The organism is Micromonospora sp. NPDC005174 (genome assembly GCF_040608495.1).
Classification (GTDB): Bacteria; Actinomycetota; Actinomycetes; order Mycobacteriales; family Micromonosporaceae; genus Micromonospora.
This window is the reverse complement of sequence record NZ_JBEXIJ010000001.1, coordinates 416,680-437,221: the sequence shown is the minus strand read 5'-3', so window position 1 is coordinate 437,221 and position 20,542 is coordinate 416,680. Positions and strand designations below refer to the sequence as shown.

Sequence of the window (20,542 nt, the reverse complement as noted above, 5' to 3'; positions counted from 1 at the left end):
CAGCAGGCCACCGACCTGGTTGGCCAGCACTGGAACAGCTGAGAACCACCGATGGCCGGCACCCCACACGGGGTGCCGGCCATCGTCGTACCCGCGACCGTTCAGAAGAGGACCGTGGCGAGCGTGCCGACCGGCTGGAAGCCGCAGCGTTCGTACACCCGGCGGGCCGGCAGGTTGAAGTCGTTGACGTACAGGCTGACCGTCGGGGCGACCCGGGCCAGCGCGTCGCGTACCACCGCGGCCATGGCACCGGCGGCGATGCCCCGGCCCCGCCACTCCGGCGCGACCCAGACGCCCTGGACCTGGGCGGTCCGCTTGGTCACGACGGCCAACTCGGCCTTGAACACGACCTTGCCGTCGACGAACCGGGCGTACGCACGGCCGGCGCGGACCAGGTCGTTGACCCGACGGCGGTAGCTGCGGCCGGCGTCCTCGGCGAGTGGGGAGACGCCGACCTCCTCGGTGTACATGGCGACGGCCGCCGGGAAGAGTCGGTCGACCTCGCCGGAGCGGACGCGGCGTACCTCTGGGTCGGCCGGCACGGCCGGCGTCGTGTCGGTGGCCAGCAGCGGCTGGTTGGGGCGGACGTCGCGGGCCGGACCCCAGGTGCCGGAGAGCCGTTCCCAGAGGGCGAGGACGGCGTCCGCGCGGCCGACGATCGAGGAGCACAGCCTCTCCTCGCCGGCGAGCAGGTCGGCGAAGGCGGAAACGGCGGCGTCGTTGGCGAGCACCGGCGTCAGGTTGCCGCCGAGCCAGCACAGTGATTCGAGGTTGCGTCGGGCGCCGTACCCCAGGATTCGCCCTTCGGCCCGCCACCAGGACAGCCCGCGCGCGGCGATGCGCTCGGCGACCTGCGCACCCGCGAAAGGGTCACGGTCGAGCAGGCGCTCGACCGCGCGGCGCTCCGATTCCCCCAGTTGCCGTACCGGCACCGTCAGCACGCCTACCAGCCTGCCAGATCGACCCCCCACCCCGCCGGCCGAGTGGCGAGCCCGGTCTCAGACGTGTGCCGGTTCGGTGACCGCGCTGGTCGGTCGGGTTCGGCCCGCCCACCGGACGACCGGGGGCACCAGGGCACCGAGCAGGAGAAAAAGCCCGGCCAGCACGAGCCATCCCGGTACGCCCCAACCGAGGGCGAGGCTGGTCACCACGACGGGTGCGAGCATCTTGCCCAGTTCGTAACCCATGCCGTACGTCCCCTGGTACTGCCCGTGCGCGTCGGCCGGTGCCAGCCCGAAGGAGATCCCCCAGCCGGCGGCGGAGTGCCACAGCTCCCCGATGACGTGCGCCAGCGATCCGACGCAGAGCAGGCCGATGGCGCCCGGTGTGGGCAGTGCGCCGCTGGCGGCGAAGAGTACGCAGGCCAGGGCGATGACCGCCCCCGCCCGGCGCGACGCGCGGGCGGCTCCCGGCAGGGTGACGGCGCCGCGCGCCGCCCGTACCTGGAGGAGCACCACCATCGCGGTGTTGACCAGCGTCAACACCGAGATCATCCAGACCGGAGCGGTGGTGTGCCCGGCGATCCACAGCGGCAGGGCGAGGGTGAGCAGGCTGAAGTGCATGGACATCAGCCCGTCGAGCAGGGTGAAGGCGAGGAACGGGCGGTCCCGCAGGGCGACCAGTCGGGGTCCGCGCGTGGGAGCGGCGACGGGCGCGACGGTGGGCAGTCGGACGGAGATCGCCGCTGCGGCCAGCGACGCCGCCGCCGTGGTCAGGATCAGGGTGAGGTAGCCGGCGCGGGTGTCGGCGGCGATGGCGAAACCGCCGAGGACGGCCCCGACGGAGATTCCGACGTTGGTGGTGGCCCGCAGGTAGGCGCGGGTGTGTACCCGCTGGTCGGCCGGGATCGCGCCGGCGATGAGGGCTCCCCGGGCACCGCGCTCGACGGCGTCGGCGAGCGCGGTGGCGGCACCGACCAGCACGAACGCGGGGAACGATCGGACGGTGATCAGACCGGCGGTCAGGAGGCCGGCCGCGATCAGCCCGCCCACCTGCACCCCACGCGGGCCCATGCGGTCGGCCAGGTAGCCGCTCGGCGTACTCGCGAGCACGCCGACGAGCGCCGAGATGGTGAGCCCGACGCCAACCTGGGTCGCCGAGAGACCGACCGAGCGAGTGAGGAAGAGCGCGCTGGCAACCAGCCAGAGACCCCGCCCGATGGTCTTGACCAGGGTGCCGAGTGTGAGGGTCCGGGCCGGGCCGGGCGGTGGGATCAGGCGCATGTCAGCACCTTAGCAAGACGTACGTACGGTTTGGTAGATCAAGGCTTGTCGGCGATGCATTGCCGATATATCGTTGATGCATCAGCGACAGTACGAAGAGAAGGAGAACCCGATGAGGTTCCATCGACAGCACCACCCGATGCACGAGGCCCGGATGCGTGGATTCGGCTTCCCGCCGGTTCCGCCCGGCCCGCACGGCCACGGCCACGAGCACGGCGGCCCCTGGGGCGGACGCGGTCGCGGACGAGGCAGGGGCCGCCGCCCCAACGTCCGTGGCGCGGTGTTGGCCCTGCTCACCGAGCGGCCGATGCACGGCTACGAGATGATCCAGGAGATCGACTCCCGCACCGGCGGGGCCTGGCGGCCCAGCCCGGGGTCGATCTATCCCACGCTCCAGCTCCTGGAGGACGAGGGTGTGATCGCCGCCAGCACCGAGGAGTCCAGCGGCGGACGCAAGCGGTTCACCGTCACCGAGGCCGGTCAGGCCGAGGCCACCGCCGCCGCGCAGGCGCCCGCCTGGGCGGACGTCGCCCAGGGCACCGTGAGCAGCTGGCACGACATCCGCGACTCCGGCGCGCAGGCGATGAACGCCCTGCGTCAGGTGATGATGAACGGCACCGACGACCAGCGTGAGCGGGCCGCCCAGGTGCTCGACGAGACCCGGCGCAAGCTGTACGCGATCCTCGCCGAATCTGAGTGAGACGCGCCAGAACGAATGCGGGCCGCTCCCCGAGGGGGAACGGCCCGCATTCTTCGAACTGACTCAGTGCACGGTGACCGTCGGGCCGGTGACCAGCCCGCGCAGCTCCTCGGGCAGCTCGGCGCCCATCTCGTCGGCGATGCGCAGCGCCTCCTCGATCAGCGTCTCCACGATCTGCGCCTCGGGCACCGTCTTGACGACCTGACCCTTGACGAAGATCTGGCCCTTGCCGTTGCCGGACGCGACGCCGAGGTCGGCCTCGCGGGCCTCGCCCGGACCGTTGACGACGCAGCCCATGACGGCCACCCGCAGCGGCACGGGCAGCCCTTCGAGGCCGGCGGTGACCTCCTCGGCGAGCTTGTAGACGTCCACCTGGGCACGCCCGCAGGACGGGCACGAGACGATCTCCAGGCCCCGTTCGCGCAGGCCCAGCGACTCCAGGATCTGGTTGCCGACCTTGATCTCCTCGACCGGCGGGGCGGAGAGCGACACCCGGATGGTGTCGCCGATGCCCTCGGCCAGCAGGGCGCCGAAGGCGACCGCGGACTTGATGGTGCCCTGGAAGGCCGGCCCGGCCTCGGTGACGCCGAGGTGCAGCGGGTAGTCGCACTGCTCGGCCAACTGCCGGTACGCCCGGATCATCACGACCGGGTCGTTGTGCTTGACCGAGATCTTGATGTCGCGGAAGCCGTGCTCCTCGAACAGCGAGCACTCCCACAGCGCCGACTCGACGAGCGCCTCGGCGGTGGCCTTGCCGTACTTGGCCAGCAACCGCTTGTCGAGCGAGCCCGCGTTGACGCCGATCCGGATCGGCGTACCGGCGGCGGAGGCCGCTGCGGCGATCTCCTTGACCTTGTCGTCGAACTGCCGGATGTTGCCCGGGTTGACCCGGACGGCCGCGCAGCCGGCGTCGATAGCGGCGAAGACGTACTTGGGCTGGAAGTGGATGTCGGCGATCACCGGGATTTGCGACTTCTTGGCGATCGCGGGCAGCGCCTCGACGTCGTCCTGGGACGGCACCGCCACCCGGACGATCTGGCAGCCGGACGCGGTCAGCTCGGCGATCTGCTGAAGGGTCGCGTTGACGTCGGAGGTGAGGGTCGTGGTCATCGACTGCACGGACACCGGCGCGCCGCCACCGACCGGCACCGAGCCGACCATGATCTGGCGGCTGGCCCGGCGGGGTGCGAGCGGCGGGGGCGGCACTGCGGGCATGCCGAGACTGATAGCGGTCACTTCAGCACTCACCTTGGGAAGAGCGTGATCGGGTTGACGACGTCCGCGGTGATGGTCAGCAGCGTGAACACGCCACCGATCAGGATCACCGCGTACGTGAAGGGCATCAGCTTGAGGTAGTCCACCCGACCCGGGTCGGCACGGCCGATCCGCGCGTAGAGCCAGGAGCGGGCCCGCTCGAACCAGGCGATGGCAATGTGGCCGCCGTCCAGGGGGAGCAGCGGGAGCAGGTTGAACACGCCGATGAAGAAGTTCAGCGAGATGAAGAGCAGGACGAACATCAGCCAGGCCCCGTGGGCGAACGCCTCGCCGCCGAGGCGGCTGGCCCCGACCACGCTGATCGGGGTGTCCACGTCACGTTCGCCGCCGGTGATGGCGGTCCACAGCGCGGGGACCTTCTGCGGCAGCCGCTGCAACGCCTCGACGGTGCCGACGGCCAGCCCGCGGGTGAAGTCGCCGGTGGCGCCGAAGGCGGCGACCGGACCGTACGTGACGAGGTTCGGGGTGCTGATGGTGAGCCCGACGCCGAGCGCAGCGACCGGACCGATGGTGCCCTTCGGGTTGTCGAGCGGCGGACGCTCCGTCTGGGCCAGCACGGTGCTGGTCTCGGCGGCCTGGCCGTCGCGGACGTACCCGATCTTCACGGTCTCGCCCGGCTTCAACGCGCGCAGGCCGGTGAGCATCTCACCGTAGTTGTTCACCGGCTTGCCGTTGAGTGAGGTGATCCGGTCGCCGTCGCGAAGCTGGGCCTGGGCCGCCGGGCTGGCCGGGTCACCGGGGGCGCAGGCGCGCTGGTCGATCTTCGGCATCACGCAGTCGGAGAGCGAGATCACCGCCGGCTCCTGCCGGACCTGCGCGTCGTTCGTGGGGAACTTGGGATTGGGCAGGCCGAGGGTGACGGCGGCAAGCCAGATGGTGACGAGCGCCAGCGCGAAGTGGGTGATCGAGCCCGCGGACATGACGATCGTGCGCTTCCACACCGGAAAGCGCCACATCGCACGCGGCTCGTCGGCCGGGTCGACATCGTCGTCGTGCGGCGTCATCCCGACGATCTTGCAGAAGCCACCGAGGGGGATGCCCTTGATGCCGTACTCGGTCTCGCCCCGCTGGAACGACCAGATGGTGGGGCCGAAACCGACGAAGTACTTCGTGACCTTCATCCCGAACGCCTTGGCGGTCAGCATGTGACCCGCCTCGTGCAGGCTGACCGAGATGAGGATGGCCAGGGCGAAGAGGACCACCCCGAGCAGGTTAGACATCAAGCTCCTTCCACCGAACCCGCGATGATCTCCTGCGCGTGCGCGCGCGCCCACGACTCGGCCGCGAGCACGTCCTCGACGGTACCTGGTTCGCCGAAGTCCGGAGCCTCCTCCAACACCCGTCCGAGGGTGTCGACGATGCCGAGGAACGGCAGCCGCCCGGCCACGAACGCCGCCACGCACTCCTCGTTCGCCGCGTTGTAGATCGCCGGGCGACACCGCCCAGCCTCCCCGGCGGCCTTGGCCAGCGCGACGGCCGGGAACGCCTCGTCGTCGAGCGGCGCGAACTCCCAGGTGTGCGCGGCCGTCCAGTCGACGGCGGTGGCGGCCTCGGGCACCCGGTCCGGCCAGCCGATGCCCAGCGCGATCGGCAGCCGCATGTCCGGTGGGCTGGCCTGCGCGATCGTCGACCCGTCCACGAACTCGACCATCGAGTGGATCACCGACTGCGGGTGCACCATCACGGTGATGTCGGCGTACGGCACGTCGAACAGCTCGTGTGCCTCGATCACCTCGAGCGCCTTGTTGACCATGGTCGCCGAGTTGATCGTGACGACCGGTCCCATGTTCCAGGTGGGGTGCGCGAGCGCCTGCTCCGGTGTGACCTGCGTCAACTCGTCACGCTGCCGCCCCCGGAACGGGCCGCCGCTGGCCGTGACGATCAGCCGCCGCACCTCACCGCGCGACCCGGAGCGCAGACACTGGGCCAGCGCCGAGTGCTCCGAGTCGACCGGCACGATCTGCCCCGGCCGCGTCACCGCGGCCTTGACCAGCGGGCCGCCGGCCACGAGCGACTCCTTGTTGGCCAACGCGAGAGTACGACCACCGCGCAGAGCGGCCAGCGTAGGAGCGAGGCCCAGCGAGCCGACCACCCCGTTGAGCACGATGTCGCAGGGCCACTGCGCCAGCTCGGTCATGGCGTCCGGCCCGGCCACGATCTTGGGAAGCTTGAAGTCGCCGGTGGCCCAGCCCCGACGGCTCGCCTCGGCGTAGAACGCCAGTTGCAGGTCCTGCGCGGCGGACGCCCTGGCCACCCCGACCGCCTCGACGGCCAGTTCGAGGGCCTGCGCGGCGAGCAGCTCGACGTTGCCCCCACCGGCCCCGATGGCCACCACCCGGAACCGGTCCGGGTTGCGCCGGACGATGTCGATGGCCTGCGTGCCGATCGAACCGGTGGACCCGAGCAGGACAAGATCACGGGGGGAAGTCACGACGCCATTCTCTCCCACCGCCGCTGTACGCCCGCTGGGAGCCTCAGCCCTCCCCGCCGGCCTCTGGCGCCCCTTGATCGACACCACATCGCCGACCTGGGGATATCCCGACACCAGGACACCCCCACCTCGCCGAACTCGTGTCGATCAAGGGGTGCCGGGCTCCTCTGGGACCGCCTCCTCGCCGAGCAGGTCGGCCGGATCGATGGAGAACTCGAACGGCTCCCGCATGACGAAGCGCGTCCCGGCCGCGGCGGCGGCCACCGGCCGGTACTCCCCCTCGGTCAGCTCGTACAAGGCGATCGTGGGCACCCGATTGCGCAGGTCGACCCGGAGGAAGAAGGGCACACCGGCGGCGGCGTACTCACGCGGCCGGTCGATGATGTCCTTGCGCCGGTTCCCGGGAGAGACGATCTCCCCGAGAAGCACGGCGTGGTTGATCTCCATGGTCGTTCGACCGCCGCCCGGAGCGTCGAGGATGACGATGTCCGGGATGAAAAGGTCCTGACCCGAGACGACGTTCGTCTCAAGATAGAGCCACAGCTTGGCCCGGCGGGCCGCCTGCTTGAGGTGGAACGCGAGGTCCAACTCCGCGTCCTGATGGTCGTACCCGGCGTGTGGTGTCACGATCACGCTTGGGCTCAGGACCTCAACCTTGGGGCCGTTGGTCTCCGGCAACAGCTCGAGGGCGAGCTGCGCGGTCCACGGCTCGTCGTGCCACCGCAGCACGTCGAACGACGGCTCGGTGTGCTGCGGCGCCGGCTCCGGCGCGAACGCTGCCTGGGCCATCCGGGCTCACCCCCTCAGCGGACCATCCTGCTCAGGTCAGCCTAGCCACCGCAGCCCGCGCAGCACGTCATCGCACACCGAGTCCGCCACCAATCAGCCGCAGATCTTGGACAGTTTCCGTTCGGCGCTGACGGAAACTGTCCAAGATCTGCACACCGCAGACGTGTCGGGTGCGATCGTCAGGTCAGGGTCAGCGGACCGATCGCCATTACATATCCGCTGGTGTGGACGACGACCTGGTCGGCGGTGACCGAGAGGATGCGGTGAACCTGCTCGGGTAGCGCTACCGACCAGATGAGGTTGCCGGTCCCGATATCCCACAGCCGCAGGACCCGGTCGGCGCACGCGGTGGCGACCACCGGGACGCCGTCGAGGACCACCGGCAGGATCGCGTCGACCGTGCCGGGATGCGCCAGGGCTGGGCCGACCGACTTCCCGGTCGCGATGTCGGCACAGGTGACCGTGCCGCCGACGACGCTGACCACGACTGATCCGAGGACGTGCAAGCGCCAGACGGCGGCTGGCCCCGGCCAGTCCCAACCCTCCGGGGCGGTTCGGCCGGTCCGCTCGGCGAACAGGCCCGGCGGTTCCAGCTCGGTCAGGTCGGCACTGTCGAACCAGCGGAAGCCGCCCGCATCGGTGCCGGTCAGCACGACGGTGCGGCCGTGAAGGTCAACAAGCGTAATCGAGGTCGTCTCCCGTGATTCCAGTCGGACGGAGGCCCGCAAGGTCAGGGTGGCCGCGTCCCAGACGGCGAGGAGGCCGCCAAGGTTGATCGCGGCAATGACGCCACCGCGCGCGGCGACCGCGTGGAGCACGGCGGGTGTCAGCGGCGGCTCGGGCGCGGTGTGGATCTCGCCGGTGGCCGGGTCGACTGTCGTCGGCCTGAGGCGGTCCATCACGACCAGCAGGTCGCGGCCGGCAACGGTAGTGGAGACCAGTCGCGGATAGCGGCCCGGAGCCCGGTGGACGATCCGCCGCTCACCAGTCGCTCCTGCGAGTTCGTTGCCATCCGCGGCGTCGACGACCTCGAATACGCCCCCCTTGTCCACGGCGACGACCACGGGCCGTCCGCCGATCCTGGAAATCACGGCGTTTTGGTAGTAGGGCCGGTCCGAGTCGTCCTGTGGGAGTGGGTCGGCGAGTTCGAGAAGGTTGGTCCGCCCCTCGCTGCTGCCCGCCTGCGCCACGAAGAGCAACGAGCCGCGCACGGCGACCTGACCGACACGCTGGGTGAAGTCGGTCCGGATCGTGCCGTGCACGGTGCCGTCCCGCAGATCGATGATCTGCAGCGCACGCCACTCGCCGAGCACGACCCAGGCACCGCCGGCGAGAAACACCGGAGCGTCGTACGAGTTTGTGGTGGTGGTGGGAAACTGCGCTGTTGGCTCGACCGCGGTGGCGTCCCAGACGCTCAGGAGGCCATCGCCGACGGTCACCGCGCGCCGCTGACCGTCGAGCACCGTCCAGCCGCCGCACGTCGTCGGCCCGGCCACGGCCACCTCACCGGTGCGGCGCAGGCCGTCGAGGTCGTGGAAACACAGCGTCATGGAATCGGTGTCCTCGCCGCCGAGGCTCAGGACGGCCGGCGCATCGCCCGCACTGATCGCCACCTGGAAGACATCTCCACTGTGGGCGGCGGTCCTTGCCAGCTGCCGACCGTCGGTCAGATCCCACAGCAGCAGGTAACCGCCTTCGGTGCCGGTGACCGCGACTCCGACGCCGACCGCGAGGCTGACGAGGCGGCCCGCTCGGCGAGGAATGTCGTCCGGGTCGGTGGCGAGCAACAGCTTCCCGCTAGCAAGGTCCCATACGCACAGCCGCTCATCCTCCACGGCGACGACGGTGGCACCGTCGAAAACCGCCTCCGGGTAAAAGGCCTCGTCGCTGCCTTCCAGACGCACGCGCTGCGTCTCGCCTCCGGCGAGTGGGATGCGATGCACGCTGCCACCTGCCATCGCCCAGGCGTACGTGTCGTCGAGGCGAACCGCCTCGATCGAGGATTCGAGCTGACGTACCTGCCGCAGCGCCGGACTTGTCGGCTCGCCAGCCGTCCACCGGGGCAGGAGCGCATCGGGCGCCTCTGCCCGTAGCTGATCGGCACCGGCCGTCTGTCCACTGCGTAACAGCGCCACCATGCGCTCGAACCGGTCCACCCGCAGCCTCCTAGAGATCGTGGCGAGGCTAACCCGGCCCTGCGACAGATCTTGGAGGGGAGGTGCCCTCCAAGGGGCGAGTCCTTTGACATACCGGGTGGCGCGGGCGGCTCAGCGGTGCGCGTCCAACTGCCGTCCACGGGCTGCCGCGACGAAGTCGGACCAGGCCGATTCGGTGAAGGTCAGCACGGGCCCCTGCCGGTCCTTGCTGTCGCGTACGCCGACCGCGTCGGCGAACCCCGCCACCTCGACGCAGTTGCCCTCGCCGCCGGATCGGGTCGACGTGCGCCAGACTCCGTCACGCTCCATCGGTCATCTCCTTCGCTATGGCCGCGATCAGCTCGCGGGACTCGTCGGCGTCGAGCGCCCGCTCACCAAGGGAGCGCCACGCGTCCTCATAGATGGCAATCTCGTGGGTCTTGTCAAGGTAGACCGCGCCACACGGCCCGTCCATGTAGATCGTGGTCGGCTCCGGCTCGCGCACCTCGGCCGGGAAGTCGAGCATGGTGAAGGTGCCGGCCTGCGCCCAGCGGACCAGGCCGGCGTCGAGCGGCAGCACCCGGATACCGATGTTGTGCTGTCGCGACGACACCACAAGTGACTCCAGTTGCCGTGCCATCGCGGCGCGATCACGTAGCGGGCGGCGCAGTACCGCCTCGCCCAGGATGACGTCGAGGCGCGGAGCGCGCGGTATGGCCCGCGCCAGCAACCGTTGCCGGCGCAGCCGCACGTCCACCTTCGCCTGACGCTCCGCCTCACTCATCTGCGGGTGGTCGGTGGCGATCACCTCGGTCATGTAGTCGACCGTCTGCAACAGACCGGGGACGAGGTTCACCTCATAGTGGCGAATGCGAGTCGCGGCAGCTTCCAGGCCGACGTAGAGCTTGAACCAGTCCTTGATCGCCTCGCCGTAGCTGTGCCACCAGCCGTGCGCCTTGGTCTCCCGCGCGAGTGCCCGCATCGTCTCGATCGTCTCGGGGGACGCGCCGTAGACGCGGCACATGGCCGCCACGTCGTTCGGGTGCATGGAGACCTGGCCGGTCTCGTACCGCCAGATCCGGGGTGCCGACCATTCCAATTCCTTAGCCGCGGCGGAAACGGTCACGTACGCGTTTTCGCGAAGCTCTCTCAGATATCTGCCGAGCTGCCTCCGTGGGACCGTGCTGCCGGAATCGTCCACGTCATCTCCCTGACTGTCGGCGCGTAGGACACCTCATCCCTTGGTCCGGATTCTGCTCCGAAATATTGTGCTGGGCCATCGTCGGGATGACTCTCGTTGATGACGGCAACCGCGAAAATCCCACCGGAGGACGGCCATGGAACCAACCGACGAACTGCCATTGCCGCCCTACGTGACCAAAGAGGACGTCGTGTTCGCGCTGCGGGCGGTCAGCGTGCACGCCCCCGTGCAGCGACCGGACGGCGAGCACTGCCGCAAGGACGACTCTCGGCACCCGTGCCGACTGCACCGTTGGGGCCGCCGCGTCCTTAGCGAGCGCGGTCTGACCGACGGGCAGATCCAGACGTTGGTGGACGGAGGAACGGTGGTCCTGCCATGAGCATCGCAACCGGGCCCCGCTGGATCATTCATCTGCCGACCACGCTGACCAGCCTCGACGAGGTCACCGCCCTGGCCGTGGCACTGCGCGACTCGCTCGGTCACCTCACCGTCGTCGACTTCGGCGAGACGACGCTCAGCGAGGAGGACGCGCAGTTTCTTCGTACCCGAGTGTTCTGTGACGCCCGGCTCGACGACGCCGGCCGGTGCCGGCGGCCCGACGCCCACGACGGACCCTGCGCGGCGACGATCGACTCGGGTTCGTGGAAATCGGGGTGTCCGCAGTCCGCGGACACCCCGATTTCGGCGAAAACGTGTTGATCAAGCGGCGAGCGGCAGGTCAGCCGCCGTTGATGACGAACTGTGAGCCCGGCTGGACGACGATGTTGCCGTCGGCCGAGTTGGTGATTGTCACGTTGGTCAGGTTGGCGTTGCCGCGTGCGCCGCTCATCGCGAGAATGCCGGCACCGTTGTTGGACTTGTCGATCCGCACGTTGGTGATGGCGACGTTCGGCATGTTGCCGCCGCCGTTCTTGAACTGGATGCCGTCGTACGTCGAATCGATGATGTCGGTGTCGCGGATGGTGACCCCGGTGATGTCCCGGGTGGAGGGGAACAGCGTGATGGCGCCGAACTCCTGGTCCTCGTTCCAGAACGCGCCACCGGTGCGGTAGAGCCCGTTGTTGGCGATCAGCGTCGTCCCGGAGAACGGCAGCGGGTCGTGGTCGGTCGCCAGCATGATGCCCGGGTAGTTGGCGGTGTCGTAGACCAGGTTGTTCTCGATCGAGTTGTCGTAGCCGCCGTAGATGGCGATGCCGTTCGCCCGCCAGGGCAACTGGATGGTGTTGTTGACGAAGTGGTTGTCGTGGGCGATGTCGACGGTGCGGTCCTTGACGTACGGGTTGGCCCAGACGGCGAGCGCGTCGTCGCCGGTGGTGCGGAACGACGAGTTGAACACCCGCGAGTTACGCGTGCCGTTGCTGAAGTTGATGCCGTCGGCGTACGTGTCGCGGATGCGCATGCCGCTGAACTCCAGCCCGTCGGCCGGCCCCCACAGGTCGGGGATGTTGTCGTAGTCGCGGCCCACCCAGACGCCCACGTTGGCGTGCTCGATCCAGACGTTGCTGATCTTCGTCCCGGTGCCGAAGCGACCGTTCAGACCGACGCCACCCTCGCCGTTGCCGTCACCGCCACGGATCCGGCCGGAGCCGAAGATGGCGATGTCGGAGATCTGGGTGTTCTTGTCGATGTCGAAGCCGAAGTTGCCCTCGTGCGGGTGGTTGATGCCGCCCACCACGTTCTGCGGCTCGGTCAACGTGTAGAGCTGCGAGTGCCACATGCCGGCGCCCCGGATCGTGACGTTGCTGATGCCGACCTGGTTGTGCGTACCCCGGTTCAGCGGGTCGTCGGTCAGGATCTTCTGCTCCTGCCGCCACTGCCCGGCGGGGATCCAGACGCAGCTGATCACGCCGTTCTGGTCGTCGGTCACCGCCCGCTGGATGGCTGCGGTGTCGTCGATCCCGTCGTTCGGGACCGCGCCGTACGCGGTGATCGAGGTGCAGCCGGCCGGCTGGCTCGCCGGCGGTGCCACCTGCTCCAGGTCGATCATGTCGATGACGTAGAACGAGGCGGTGTCACCCGAGTCGCGCTGCAACTTGAAGCGGGTGCCCGCCGGGTACGACTGCGCCAGCAGAGCGTTCGACTCGTCGAACAGCCGTCGGGCGTCGGCCTGCGGGGTGTTGGTCAGCGCCTCCGGCCCGTCGGTGTTGCCGTAGAGCCAGCTGTGCCTGGACGACAGGGTCAGCTTGCGGGAGAACACGTCGTTGACGTAGAGGCTGATGGTCGCCTCGATGCCGCCACCGCCGGGCGCGTCCGGGATCGAGTTCCGCACCACGATCGCGTTGGCCTGGTTGGCCGAGGTGAACTCGACGAACTGGCCGGTGCCGGTGAGGCGTACCGACTTGCGGCCCGAGGACTCGCTGGCGAAGTTGGTGTGCCCGAAGGTGCGCAGCGGGTCGGCCTCCAGCAGCGTGCCCGAGTAACGACCGGCCTCCGCCTCGTACGAGACGTACGGGACGGCTGCCCCACGTCCGACCACGATGGCCTGGCTGAACGCGTTGTTGCCCTCGTTGGTCTCGGCGACCACGTTCGTCGCGTCGGCGGTGGCGGTGATGGTGGCGCCGCCGCTGGTGGCGGTCCAACTACCGCTGACGGCCACGGTGACCGTCGCGCCGGCCGCGATCGAGGCGGTGTTGGTGTTGAGCGTGGTGCCGCCCACCACCAGCCGGGTGACAGTGGTCGCGCCGGTCGCGGCGGTGCCCCGGTTGCGTACCGACACGGTGAACGTGACGGACGCCCCGACGGCCGGGTTCGGCGGGTTCGAGGCGATGCCCAGCACCTGGAGGTCGGGGCCGGGGGCCTGCGTGACGACAAGCGGCGACGCCGCCGTGAGGCTGTTGTTGCCGTTGTTCTGCTCGACGATCGTGTTGGTCGGGTCGACCACCGCCGAGACGGCGTAACTGCCCATCGGCCGCGTACCGGCGTTGTAGGACACGGTGGTCGAGGCGCCGGCGGCGAGCGCGCCCACCGTGGCGCTGCCGACGACCGCGCCGGCCAGGCTGAAGTTGACGGTGGTCGCCCCGGCCGCCGCCGAGCCGATGTTCTGCACGACGGCCGAGAGGGTGACCGCGCTGGCCTCGCTGGGCGACGACGGCGACCAGGTCACCGAGCTGACGACCAGGTCCGGGTTGGGGGCCGGGGTGCCGCACACCTCCAGTTCGGCCACCTGGCCGGACGGCGCGCCGGTGTTGCCGGTGAACCGCAACTGCACGTCCGCCGTGGTCGCGCTGACCGGGATGGTCACCGTGTTGACACCCTGGACGAACTGGTAGGACGCCGCCGACACCAGGCTGGTGTACGACGACGACGCCTGGTCGCGGCCGAGGACCTGGATGGTCTGGGTACGGGTGCCCCAGGACGAGTCGGGGTTGAGCTTGACGGTGACGCCGGAGATCGAGTGGTTCGCGCCCAGCGCCACGGTCAGGTTCTGCGGGTAGCTGGCCGCGCCCTCCCAGTAGGTGGCGAGCTGCCCGTCGTTAGCCTTGTCGGGGGTGAAGGTGAACGTCGAGCCGCTCGCCGTCATGGTCTTGCCCTGCGCCACGTTCGTGCAGGCCGGGGGGTTGCTGCCGGTCCGGGTGACGGTGTTGCTGATGCCCGACAGGTTGCCGGCGCCGTCGCGGGCCCGGACGTAGTAGGAGACGGTCGCCGTCGCCGGCTGGGTGTCCTGGTACGTCAGGACGGTGCCCAGCGTGGCGACGAGGTTGCCGCCCCGGTAGACGTTGTAGCCGGCCAGGCCGCTGCCACCCGAGTCGGTGGACGCGCCCCAGTTGAGGGTGATCGTGCTGCCCGACGTGCTCTGCGACAGAGTTCCCGGGACGCTCGGCGCGGTGGTGTCGCCGGGGGTGCCGCCGCTGCCGTACACCTCCAGCTCGGAGAGCTGCCCGGCCGGCCAGCCGCTGTTGGCGGTGATGGTGATCCGGACGTAGCGGGTGGAGGTGGCGCTGAAGTTGATCGTGGCGGTGCTACCGCTCGCCGGGTTGAAGGTGTACGTCTGCGACCCGACCAGGTCGGTGAACGAGGAGCCGTCGGCGCTGCCGCGCACGCTCAGCGCCTGCGTCCGGGTGCCCCAGCCCGAGGTCGGCAACTTCAGGACGACCTGGTTGACGGACTGCGACGAGCCGAGGTCGACCTGCACCCACTGGGGGAACGAGTTGTTGACGCTCTCCCAGTAGCTGCCCACGTCGCCGTCGACGACCCTCGACGAGCCGTAGACGTCGGCGTGGCCGCTCTCCTGGGTGGGACGGCCCAGGGCGAGGTTGGTGGCCGCCGCGGCGAAGGCGCTGCTCGACGCGGCCGCCGTGTCGGCGGGGCGGGCGGCGAGGGCGGGGTTCGCGAGGGGGGTCGCGATCAGCGTGGTCGCGACTGTCGCCGCCACCATCCTGAACAGTGTCGCTCGTCGTCTCATGACTGTCCTGTCGTCGGGGGACGGTTGCCGCGGGCGGGGGTGACCACGGGTGGGGGTGAGCGGTGGCACGCAGATTTCCGAGGTGATGCTTCAAATCAAGCATCTCTTTGTCGAAATCTTGCATGAGTTTGGCCAAAGGTTACTGACGTGCTACGGGAGCGTCAACACTTCGACCCACGTGACTATTGATGGGCTTGCTCGCGAACCGGCGGGGGTCAGCCGCCCGGCGCGGTCAGGACGAACGTCTCCAACTGCTCGCCGCCGTACCAGTCCGTGCGCCGGCCCACGTGCGCCATGCCGAGTCGTCGGCAGACCGCCATCGACGGCTCGTTGCCCGGCGACACGACCGCGTAGATCTCCGGGGTACCGGTGGCGAACTCCCGGGCGAGAAGCGCCCGGGCCGCCTCGGTGGCGTAGCCACGCCCCCACGAGTCGGGGTGCAGGTGCCAGCCCACCTCGATGTCGTCGGTACGCCGTGTCTCGTCGCGCCCCGGCAGCGGCTTGAGCAGGATCGTTCCGGCCACCTGCCCGGTGTCGCGTACCTCGATCGCCCAGGTGCCGTACCGTCCCTGGTCGCCGGCGTGCCGGTCCCGCCACATCTGCAGCCGTTCGGCGGCCTGACCCGGCTCCACCATCGGCAGACCCGGTGCAACGCCCAACCAACGCGTGATCTCCGGGCGCGAGTAGATGTCGTAGATCCGGGCCAGGTCCGCCGGTTCGTCGGTCCAGTCGCGCAGGATGAGGCGTTCGGTGGTGACAACAGTCATGACCGGCGATCTTAAGGAGTGACCGCCCCGACGACAGGGAAGGAGAAGCCGATGGGCAACGGATGGCAGCGCGCGAAACGGATCATCAGTGCCGCGTTCCGTCCCGTGCGCGGGCGCGACCTGTCGCTGCACGCCGCCGCGATCACCTTCTACGGGGCGATCGCCGTGGTCCCGGTGGCGCTGCTGGCCCTCTGGCTCACCTCGCTGCTCGCGGGCGCCGATCGGGTACGCCGGCTCACCTCGTACGCCGTGGACGCCCTGCCGACGGCGATCGGCGCGCCCCGGGCGGTGGCCGCGCTCGTCGACGCCGGGGTGCAGTTGACCCCGCTGCTGGCGCTCGCCGCACTGCTGCCGGCGTCGCTCTACGGCGAGGGGCTGCGCCGGGCGTTCGTGTCGGTGGCGGCGCCGCGGAGCGACGAGCACCTGGTGGGCTGGCGGGGCCGGCTGCTGCTGCTGCCGCTGCTCGCGCCGGCTCCCGCCCTGCTCCTGTCGATCCTGCTGGCGTTGCCGCTCACCACCCGCCTGGTCCGTCAGGGTGGCTGGGTCGGAGTGCTGGGTGTGGTGCTCTCGTTCCTGGCGGTCTGGCTGGTGCTCACACCGGTGCTGGTGTGGGTGTTCCGGGTGGTCGGGCCGGCGTCGCCGGACTGGCTCTCCACCCTCGGGATCGGGTCGTTCACGGCCGCGAACCTGTCCGGGTTCCTGCACGGCTTCGTGCTGTTCGCGTCCCTGCCGCTGGACCTGGGCACACCGTTCGGGGGTTTCGACCCGATCGGCGCGGGCGTGGCGGTGCTCCTGTGGCTGTACCTGTTCCACGTGATCGTCCTGGCCGGTTACTCGGCGACCCTGGCCCTCTCCCGCTGGCGCGCCCAGCGGCAGCGCTGATCACGGGGCGGCGAGCGCTTCGGTGGGAGTGAGCCGGGCGGCCCGGATCGACGGGTAGACCCCCGCCGCCATCCCGACCAGCAGGGCACCGGCGATGCCGCCGGCCACCGACGTCATCGGGATCGTCGGCGGCCAGCCCTGGTAGCCGGCGTACCCGACCGTCGCAAGCACGCCGAGAACCGCGCCGGCGGCCCCGCCGAGCACGGACAGCAGCACCGACTCGGTGAGGAACTGCACCCGGATCTGGCCACGGTTCGCGCCGAGCGCCCGGCGCAGACCGATCTCCCGGCGGCGTTCCAGCACCGAGATGACCATGGTGTTGGCCACCCCGATCCCGCCGACCAGCAGCGCCACCGCGGCCAGACCGAGGAACAGCGCGGAGAACGTGTCCTCGGTGGCACGTTTCGCGGCGAGCGCGTCCGAGGGACGACTGACCTGGACCAGGCCGGGCAGCTGCGCGTTCAGGGTGGCCGGCAGCACGGCCCGGACGTCCTCCAACGCGTTCTCGCGGGCCCGCACGTACACCACTGTGGGATGCCCGTCGAAGCCGAGCAGGTCCCGGGCCGCGTCCCAGCCGACCAGCACCGACCGGTCCAGGTCGGGGGCGATGGGCAGCGGATCGAGTACGCCGATCACGGTGAACCACCGCTCGCCGATGAACACCTGCGGTGGCTGGGCCGGGTCCACGGTGGCGAACCCGAGCCGGCTCGCGGCCACGTAGCCGAGGACGACCGTCGGCAGCCGAGCCGTGCCGTCGTCGAGGAACCGGCCGGCGCGGACCCGGCCGTTGACGGTGTCCAGCAGGTCCGGTCGGGTCGCCAGGGTGCTGAGCCCCGAGGTGTCGTACCGGTCCATCATGTCGCTGCGGCGGACCATCACGTGGGTGTTCGCGACGGCGCTCACCGTCTCGACGGGCCCGATCCGCTGCACCATCGCGACGGAGTCCTCCGGCAGCAGCACGGGCGGGTCCTGATCCGGTACCGGTTCGGCGCGCAGCAGGTTGGTGCCGAGCGCGGAGAGCTGGTCCATGAGGTCGCGCTGGCTGGACGCGGGGATGCCCACCACGACGATCATCGTGGCGATGCCGATGGAGATGCCCAGGGCGGACAGGACCGCCCGCATCCGCCGGCTGGTCAGCCCGAGCAGACCGAGCCGGAGTACGTCCCCCGGGGCGAGCCTGGGCGGACGGCCGCCGGGTGCCGCTGTCGGTGTGCTCATGCGGGAGTCCTGTCACGGGTGTCGGAGACGATCCGCCCATCGCGGATGTCCACCTGTCGAGGGGTACGGGCGGCGAGATCCCGGTCGTGGGTGATGACGGCGATGGTCGTGCCCTCCGCGTGCAGACTCAGCAGCAGCGCCAGGACCGCCTCGCCGTTGGCGGTGTCCAGGGCCCCGGTCGGCTCGTCGGCCAGGACCAGCGCCGGTTCGTTGACAAGCGCCCGCGCTATCGCCACCCGCTGGCGTTCTCCGCCGGAGAGCTGGTGCGGCAGATGGTCGACCCGATGCGCCAGGCCGACCCGAGCCAACGCGTCGACGGCCGTACGGCGACGGCGACGACGGGGTACGCCGGCGTAGAGCAGCCCGGTGGCGACGTTCTCGGCGGCGTCGAGCCCGCCGACGAGGTGGAACTGCTGGAACACGAAGCCGAGCCACCGACCCCGTAGCGCCGAGAGCCGCCGGTCGGACAGGTCGGTGACCTCCTGCCCGGCGACGCGTACCCGCCCGCTGCTGGGCAGGTCGAGGGTGCCCATGATGTTCAGCAGGGTCGACTTGCCGGAACCGGACGGTCCGACGATGGCGAGCAGTTCTCCGGCGCAAACAGTCAGCGAGACGTCGTCCAGGGCGGTGACGCCACCCGGGTACGTCCGGCTCACCCCGTCGAGCTGCAGGACCGGTTCGGCGTACGCCGGGATCACCTCGGTCGGCGCGTTCCGGGCCGGGAACGGGATGACGGTGCTCACGCGGCGGTCACCACCGTGAGTCCCTCGGTGACGCCGTTACCGCTGACCTCGACCAGCCCCCGGGAGAACATCCCGGTCTCCACGGCCACCAGCCCACCCTCGGGCAGTTGCAGGGCGTGTCCGCCCTCGCGGAGCGCCACCAGCGCGCCGACCGGTACGGCCAGCACGCCCTTGCGGGTGCTCGTGGTGAACGTGACCCGGACCGACGCCGCGTCCAGCTTCGCCACGTCCGCCGCCTTGGTCGGTGTGACGAGGACGTTCACCTTCGGCGGGCTGGCCTGGCCACCCCCGGCGTCCGGGCCGCCGCCGTCGACGGTGTGCGAGATCGAGGCGACCCGGCCGGGACTCTCGGTCGTGTCGGGCAGCGTGATCGTGACCGTGGCACCCACCCGGATACTGCTGACCTCGGTCGCCTCCACCGCGACGGTCACCAGCTTGACCTTCTCGGTGACAGCCAGGAGTTCGCCGGCGGCGGGGTCACCGGTCACGGCCTTGACCGCGCTGATCCGGACCGGTCCCGGCAACACCGTGGCCCGCCCGACCTCGATCCGGCCGGTGGGTTGCAGGTCGAGCGCCTGCTGCCACTTCTTGATCGCGCCCACCAGGGTGTCGGTCAGCAGGGACTGCCCCGCGGGGATCTTCGTCCCGTCCTTGGCCCGGGTCGGCCGCGTGCCGGTCTGGTAGCCGAGCGCGGCCAGATTGTCCGACACGACGCGCACGTCGCTGCCCACGAGACCGGGCTTGTCGAGCGTGCGGAACAGCGGGACGCTGCCGAAGAGCACCGGTACCGGCTGGTCGTTGACCCAGTAGAGCGGCTTGCCCCGGGCCACCGTGTCACCGACCTTCGGCAGGCGGGTGACGACACCCTCGCCCGTGCCCTTGACCACGCGCTCCGGGCCGAACCCCAACGTGCCGTCGAGCGACCGGCTGTCCGACAGGTCGGTGCGGGTGACCGTCGTCGTCGTCAACGGCGGCGGGGCGCTCGCCGCGTCGTCCGCGCCGGCACGCCCCAGCGTCAGCACAGTGACGCCGGCGCCGGCGACGGCCAGCGTCACCGTCACCAGGGCCGCCATCGCCAGCTTATTTCTTGCCACGGAACGCCTCCATCGTGCATTCCTTGTCCGCCTTGTCGTACGCGGCGCCCACCAGACCGCCCGTCGCGTCCTCCACGTCGTCGTACGTCCAGCCGGAGCCGTCCGGCAGTGAGTGGATCTTCATGCCGCGCCCGCGCAGGCACTGCACGTAGTCGTTCCACTGGATCACGTAGTTCGGGTTCTTCTCCTCGTCCAGCTCGGGCGGCTGGAGGGGGAGCTTGTCCGCGCACGCCACGTACGCCGCCTTCGGCTCACCGCTCTGGTCGAGGGAGATGATGCCGCTTCCCTTGGGTGCCCCGGCCGAACGTTCCTTGTTCTCCTTGACCCCGTGGTCGCGCAGGCAGTAGTTGTACGTGTTCCAGAGCCGCTGCTTCTCGTCCTCGTTCATGTCCAGGCGCAACTGCGGGCGCCCGGCCGCCGCCGCAGCCGCAGCACTGGCGGACGCGCTCGGCGCGGCGGAGCCGGTGGCGAGGGAAGCGACGTCGGCCGTGCCCCCGGCGTCGGACTTCTCACCGCCGCAACCGGCGAGAACCGTGGCGAGGAGGGTGAGCGCCGCGAACCCGACGCGTCGTGGTGCGTTCGTCATGCCGGCAGCCTCACGGGAAGTTGTCAGAGACCTGTCAGGAACCGATGCTCATTCCGTAGCCCCAGGTCACGGGCAGCACCTGCGGGGGCCGGCGACC

Annotated in this window: 19 protein-coding genes; 4 read left to right on the top strand and 15 right to left on the bottom strand. The window is 70.2% G+C overall.

Annotated features, from left to right (window positions below; genetic code table 11):
* Positions 1-101 precede the first annotated feature (101 nt).
* Entirely contained in the window at positions 102-941 is an 840-nt protein-coding gene (locus ABZU91_RS02055; RefSeq protein WP_355233072.1) for a GNAT family N-acetyltransferase, read from the bottom strand.
* Between the two features lie 57 nt (positions 942-998).
* Positions 999-2,222 carry an MFS transporter gene (locus tag ABZU91_RS02050; RefSeq protein WP_355233071.1) on the bottom strand — a complete coding sequence of 408 codons (1,224 nt, stop codon included), beginning with the start codon at positions 2,220-2,222 and terminating at the stop codon, positions 999-1,001.
* 112 nt (positions 2,223-2,334) lie between these two features.
* Between ABZU91_RS02050 and ABZU91_RS02045 the strand changes: the two genes are divergently transcribed.
* Positions 2,335-2,922 carry a PadR family transcriptional regulator gene (locus tag ABZU91_RS02045; RefSeq protein WP_355233070.1) on the top strand — a complete coding sequence of 196 codons (588 nt, stop codon included), beginning with the start codon at positions 2,335-2,337 and terminating at the stop codon, positions 2,920-2,922.
* A gap of 63 nt (positions 2,923-2,985) precedes the next feature.
* Here the strand turns inward: ABZU91_RS02045 and ispG are convergent, their stop codons facing one another.
* The 7 genes from ispG to ABZU91_RS02010 all read right to left on the bottom strand — a co-directional run bounded on the left by ispG (position 2,986) and on the right by ABZU91_RS02010 (position 10,753).
* Positions 2,986-4,158 carry a flavodoxin-dependent (E)-4-hydroxy-3-methylbut-2-enyl-diphosphate synthase gene (gene ispG, locus ABZU91_RS02040; protein ID WP_355233069.1) on the bottom strand — a complete coding sequence of 391 codons (1,173 nt, stop codon included), beginning with the start codon at positions 4,156-4,158 and terminating at the stop codon, positions 2,986-2,988.
* An 8-nt stretch (positions 4,159-4,166) separates the two neighbouring features.
* Complete coding sequence (locus ABZU91_RS02035; RefSeq protein ID WP_355233068.1) at positions 4,167-5,417, bottom strand: site-2 protease family protein; 1,251 nt, start codon at positions 5,415-5,417, stop codon at positions 4,167-4,169.
* Positions 5,417-6,628: a 1-deoxy-D-xylulose-5-phosphate reductoisomerase gene (gene dxr / locus ABZU91_RS02030; RefSeq protein WP_355233067.1), complete on the bottom strand. Its 1,212-nt coding sequence runs from the start codon at positions 6,626-6,628 to the stop codon at positions 5,417-5,419. Before dxr ends, ABZU91_RS02035 begins: the two co-directional genes overlap by 1 nt.
* 147 nt (positions 6,629-6,775) lie before the next feature.
* On the bottom strand, positions 6,776-7,417 hold the full coding sequence (locus tag ABZU91_RS02025; protein WP_355233066.1) for a Uma2 family endonuclease: 642 nt from the start codon (positions 7,415-7,417) through the stop codon (positions 6,776-6,778).
* 179 nt (positions 7,418-7,596) lie between these two features.
* Complete coding sequence (locus ABZU91_RS02020) at positions 7,597-9,573, bottom strand: PQQ-binding-like beta-propeller repeat protein (protein ID WP_355233065.1); 1,977 nt, start codon at positions 9,571-9,573, stop codon at positions 7,597-7,599.
* Positions 9,574-9,684: 111 nt separating this feature from the next.
* Positions 9,685-9,882, bottom strand: coding sequence for a DUF397 domain-containing protein (locus ABZU91_RS02015; protein ID WP_355233064.1), 198 nt, complete (start codon positions 9,880-9,882; stop codon positions 9,685-9,687).
* Positions 9,872-10,753, bottom strand: a complete 882-nt coding sequence (locus tag ABZU91_RS02010; protein ID WP_355233063.1) for a helix-turn-helix transcriptional regulator — start codon at positions 10,751-10,753, stop codon at positions 9,872-9,874. Before ABZU91_RS02010 ends, ABZU91_RS02015 begins: the two co-directional genes overlap by 11 nt.
* Positions 10,754-10,889: 136 nt before the next feature.
* Between ABZU91_RS02010 and ABZU91_RS02005 the strand changes: the two genes are divergently transcribed.
* Both ABZU91_RS02005 and ABZU91_RS02000 read left to right on the top strand, forming a co-directional pair.
* A complete protein-coding gene (locus ABZU91_RS02005) occupies positions 10,890-11,132 on the top strand; it encodes a hypothetical protein (RefSeq protein WP_355233062.1) in 243 nt (80 codons plus the stop codon).
* Positions 11,129-11,452 (top strand): hypothetical protein, encoded by a 324-nt coding sequence (locus ABZU91_RS02000; protein WP_355233061.1) that lies wholly within the window; start codon positions 11,129-11,131, stop codon positions 11,450-11,452. The genes ABZU91_RS02005 and ABZU91_RS02000 overlap by 4 nt, the downstream gene beginning before the upstream one ends.
* A gap of 19 nt (positions 11,453-11,471) precedes the next feature.
* Here the strand turns inward: ABZU91_RS02000 and ABZU91_RS01995 are convergent, their stop codons facing one another.
* On the bottom strand, positions 11,472-15,128 hold the full coding sequence (locus ABZU91_RS01995) for a CARDB domain-containing protein (protein ID WP_355233060.1): 3,657 nt from the start codon (positions 15,126-15,128) through the stop codon (positions 11,472-11,474).
* 242 nt (positions 15,129-15,370) lie between these two features.
* Complete coding sequence (locus ABZU91_RS01990) at positions 15,371-15,922, bottom strand: GNAT family N-acetyltransferase (RefSeq protein WP_355233059.1); 552 nt, start codon at positions 15,920-15,922, stop codon at positions 15,371-15,373.
* A 51-nt stretch (positions 15,923-15,973) separates the two neighbouring features.
* On the opposite strand from ABZU91_RS01990, the gene ABZU91_RS01985 reads away from it, so the two are divergent.
* Entirely contained in the window at positions 15,974-16,804 is an 831-nt protein-coding gene (locus tag ABZU91_RS01985; protein WP_355233058.1) for a YhjD/YihY/BrkB family envelope integrity protein, read from the top strand.
* On the opposite strand, the gene ABZU91_RS01980 is transcribed toward ABZU91_RS01985, so the two are convergent.
* Genes ABZU91_RS01980 through ABZU91_RS01965 form a run of 4 tightly spaced genes read right to left on the bottom strand, consistent with a single transcriptional unit; the run spans position 16,805 to position 20,445 of the window.
* On the bottom strand, positions 16,805-18,022 hold the full coding sequence (locus ABZU91_RS01980; RefSeq protein ID WP_355233057.1) for an ABC transporter permease: 1,218 nt from the start codon (positions 18,020-18,022) through the stop codon (positions 16,805-16,807).
* On the bottom strand, positions 18,019-18,717 hold the full coding sequence (locus ABZU91_RS01975; RefSeq protein WP_355233093.1) for an ABC transporter ATP-binding protein: 699 nt from the start codon (positions 18,715-18,717) through the stop codon (positions 18,019-18,021). Before ABZU91_RS01975 ends, ABZU91_RS01980 begins: the two co-directional genes overlap by 4 nt.
* Before the next feature lie 44 nt (positions 18,718-18,761).
* Positions 18,762-19,859 carry an efflux RND transporter periplasmic adaptor subunit gene (locus tag ABZU91_RS01970; protein ID WP_355233056.1) on the bottom strand — a complete coding sequence of 366 codons (1,098 nt, stop codon included), beginning with the start codon at positions 19,857-19,859 and terminating at the stop codon, positions 18,762-18,764.
* Positions 19,846-20,445: a hypothetical protein gene (locus ABZU91_RS01965; protein ID WP_355233055.1), complete on the bottom strand. Its 600-nt coding sequence runs from the start codon at positions 20,443-20,445 to the stop codon at positions 19,846-19,848. Before ABZU91_RS01965 ends, ABZU91_RS01970 begins: the two co-directional genes overlap by 14 nt.
* Positions 20,446-20,542: the final 97 nt, after the last annotated feature.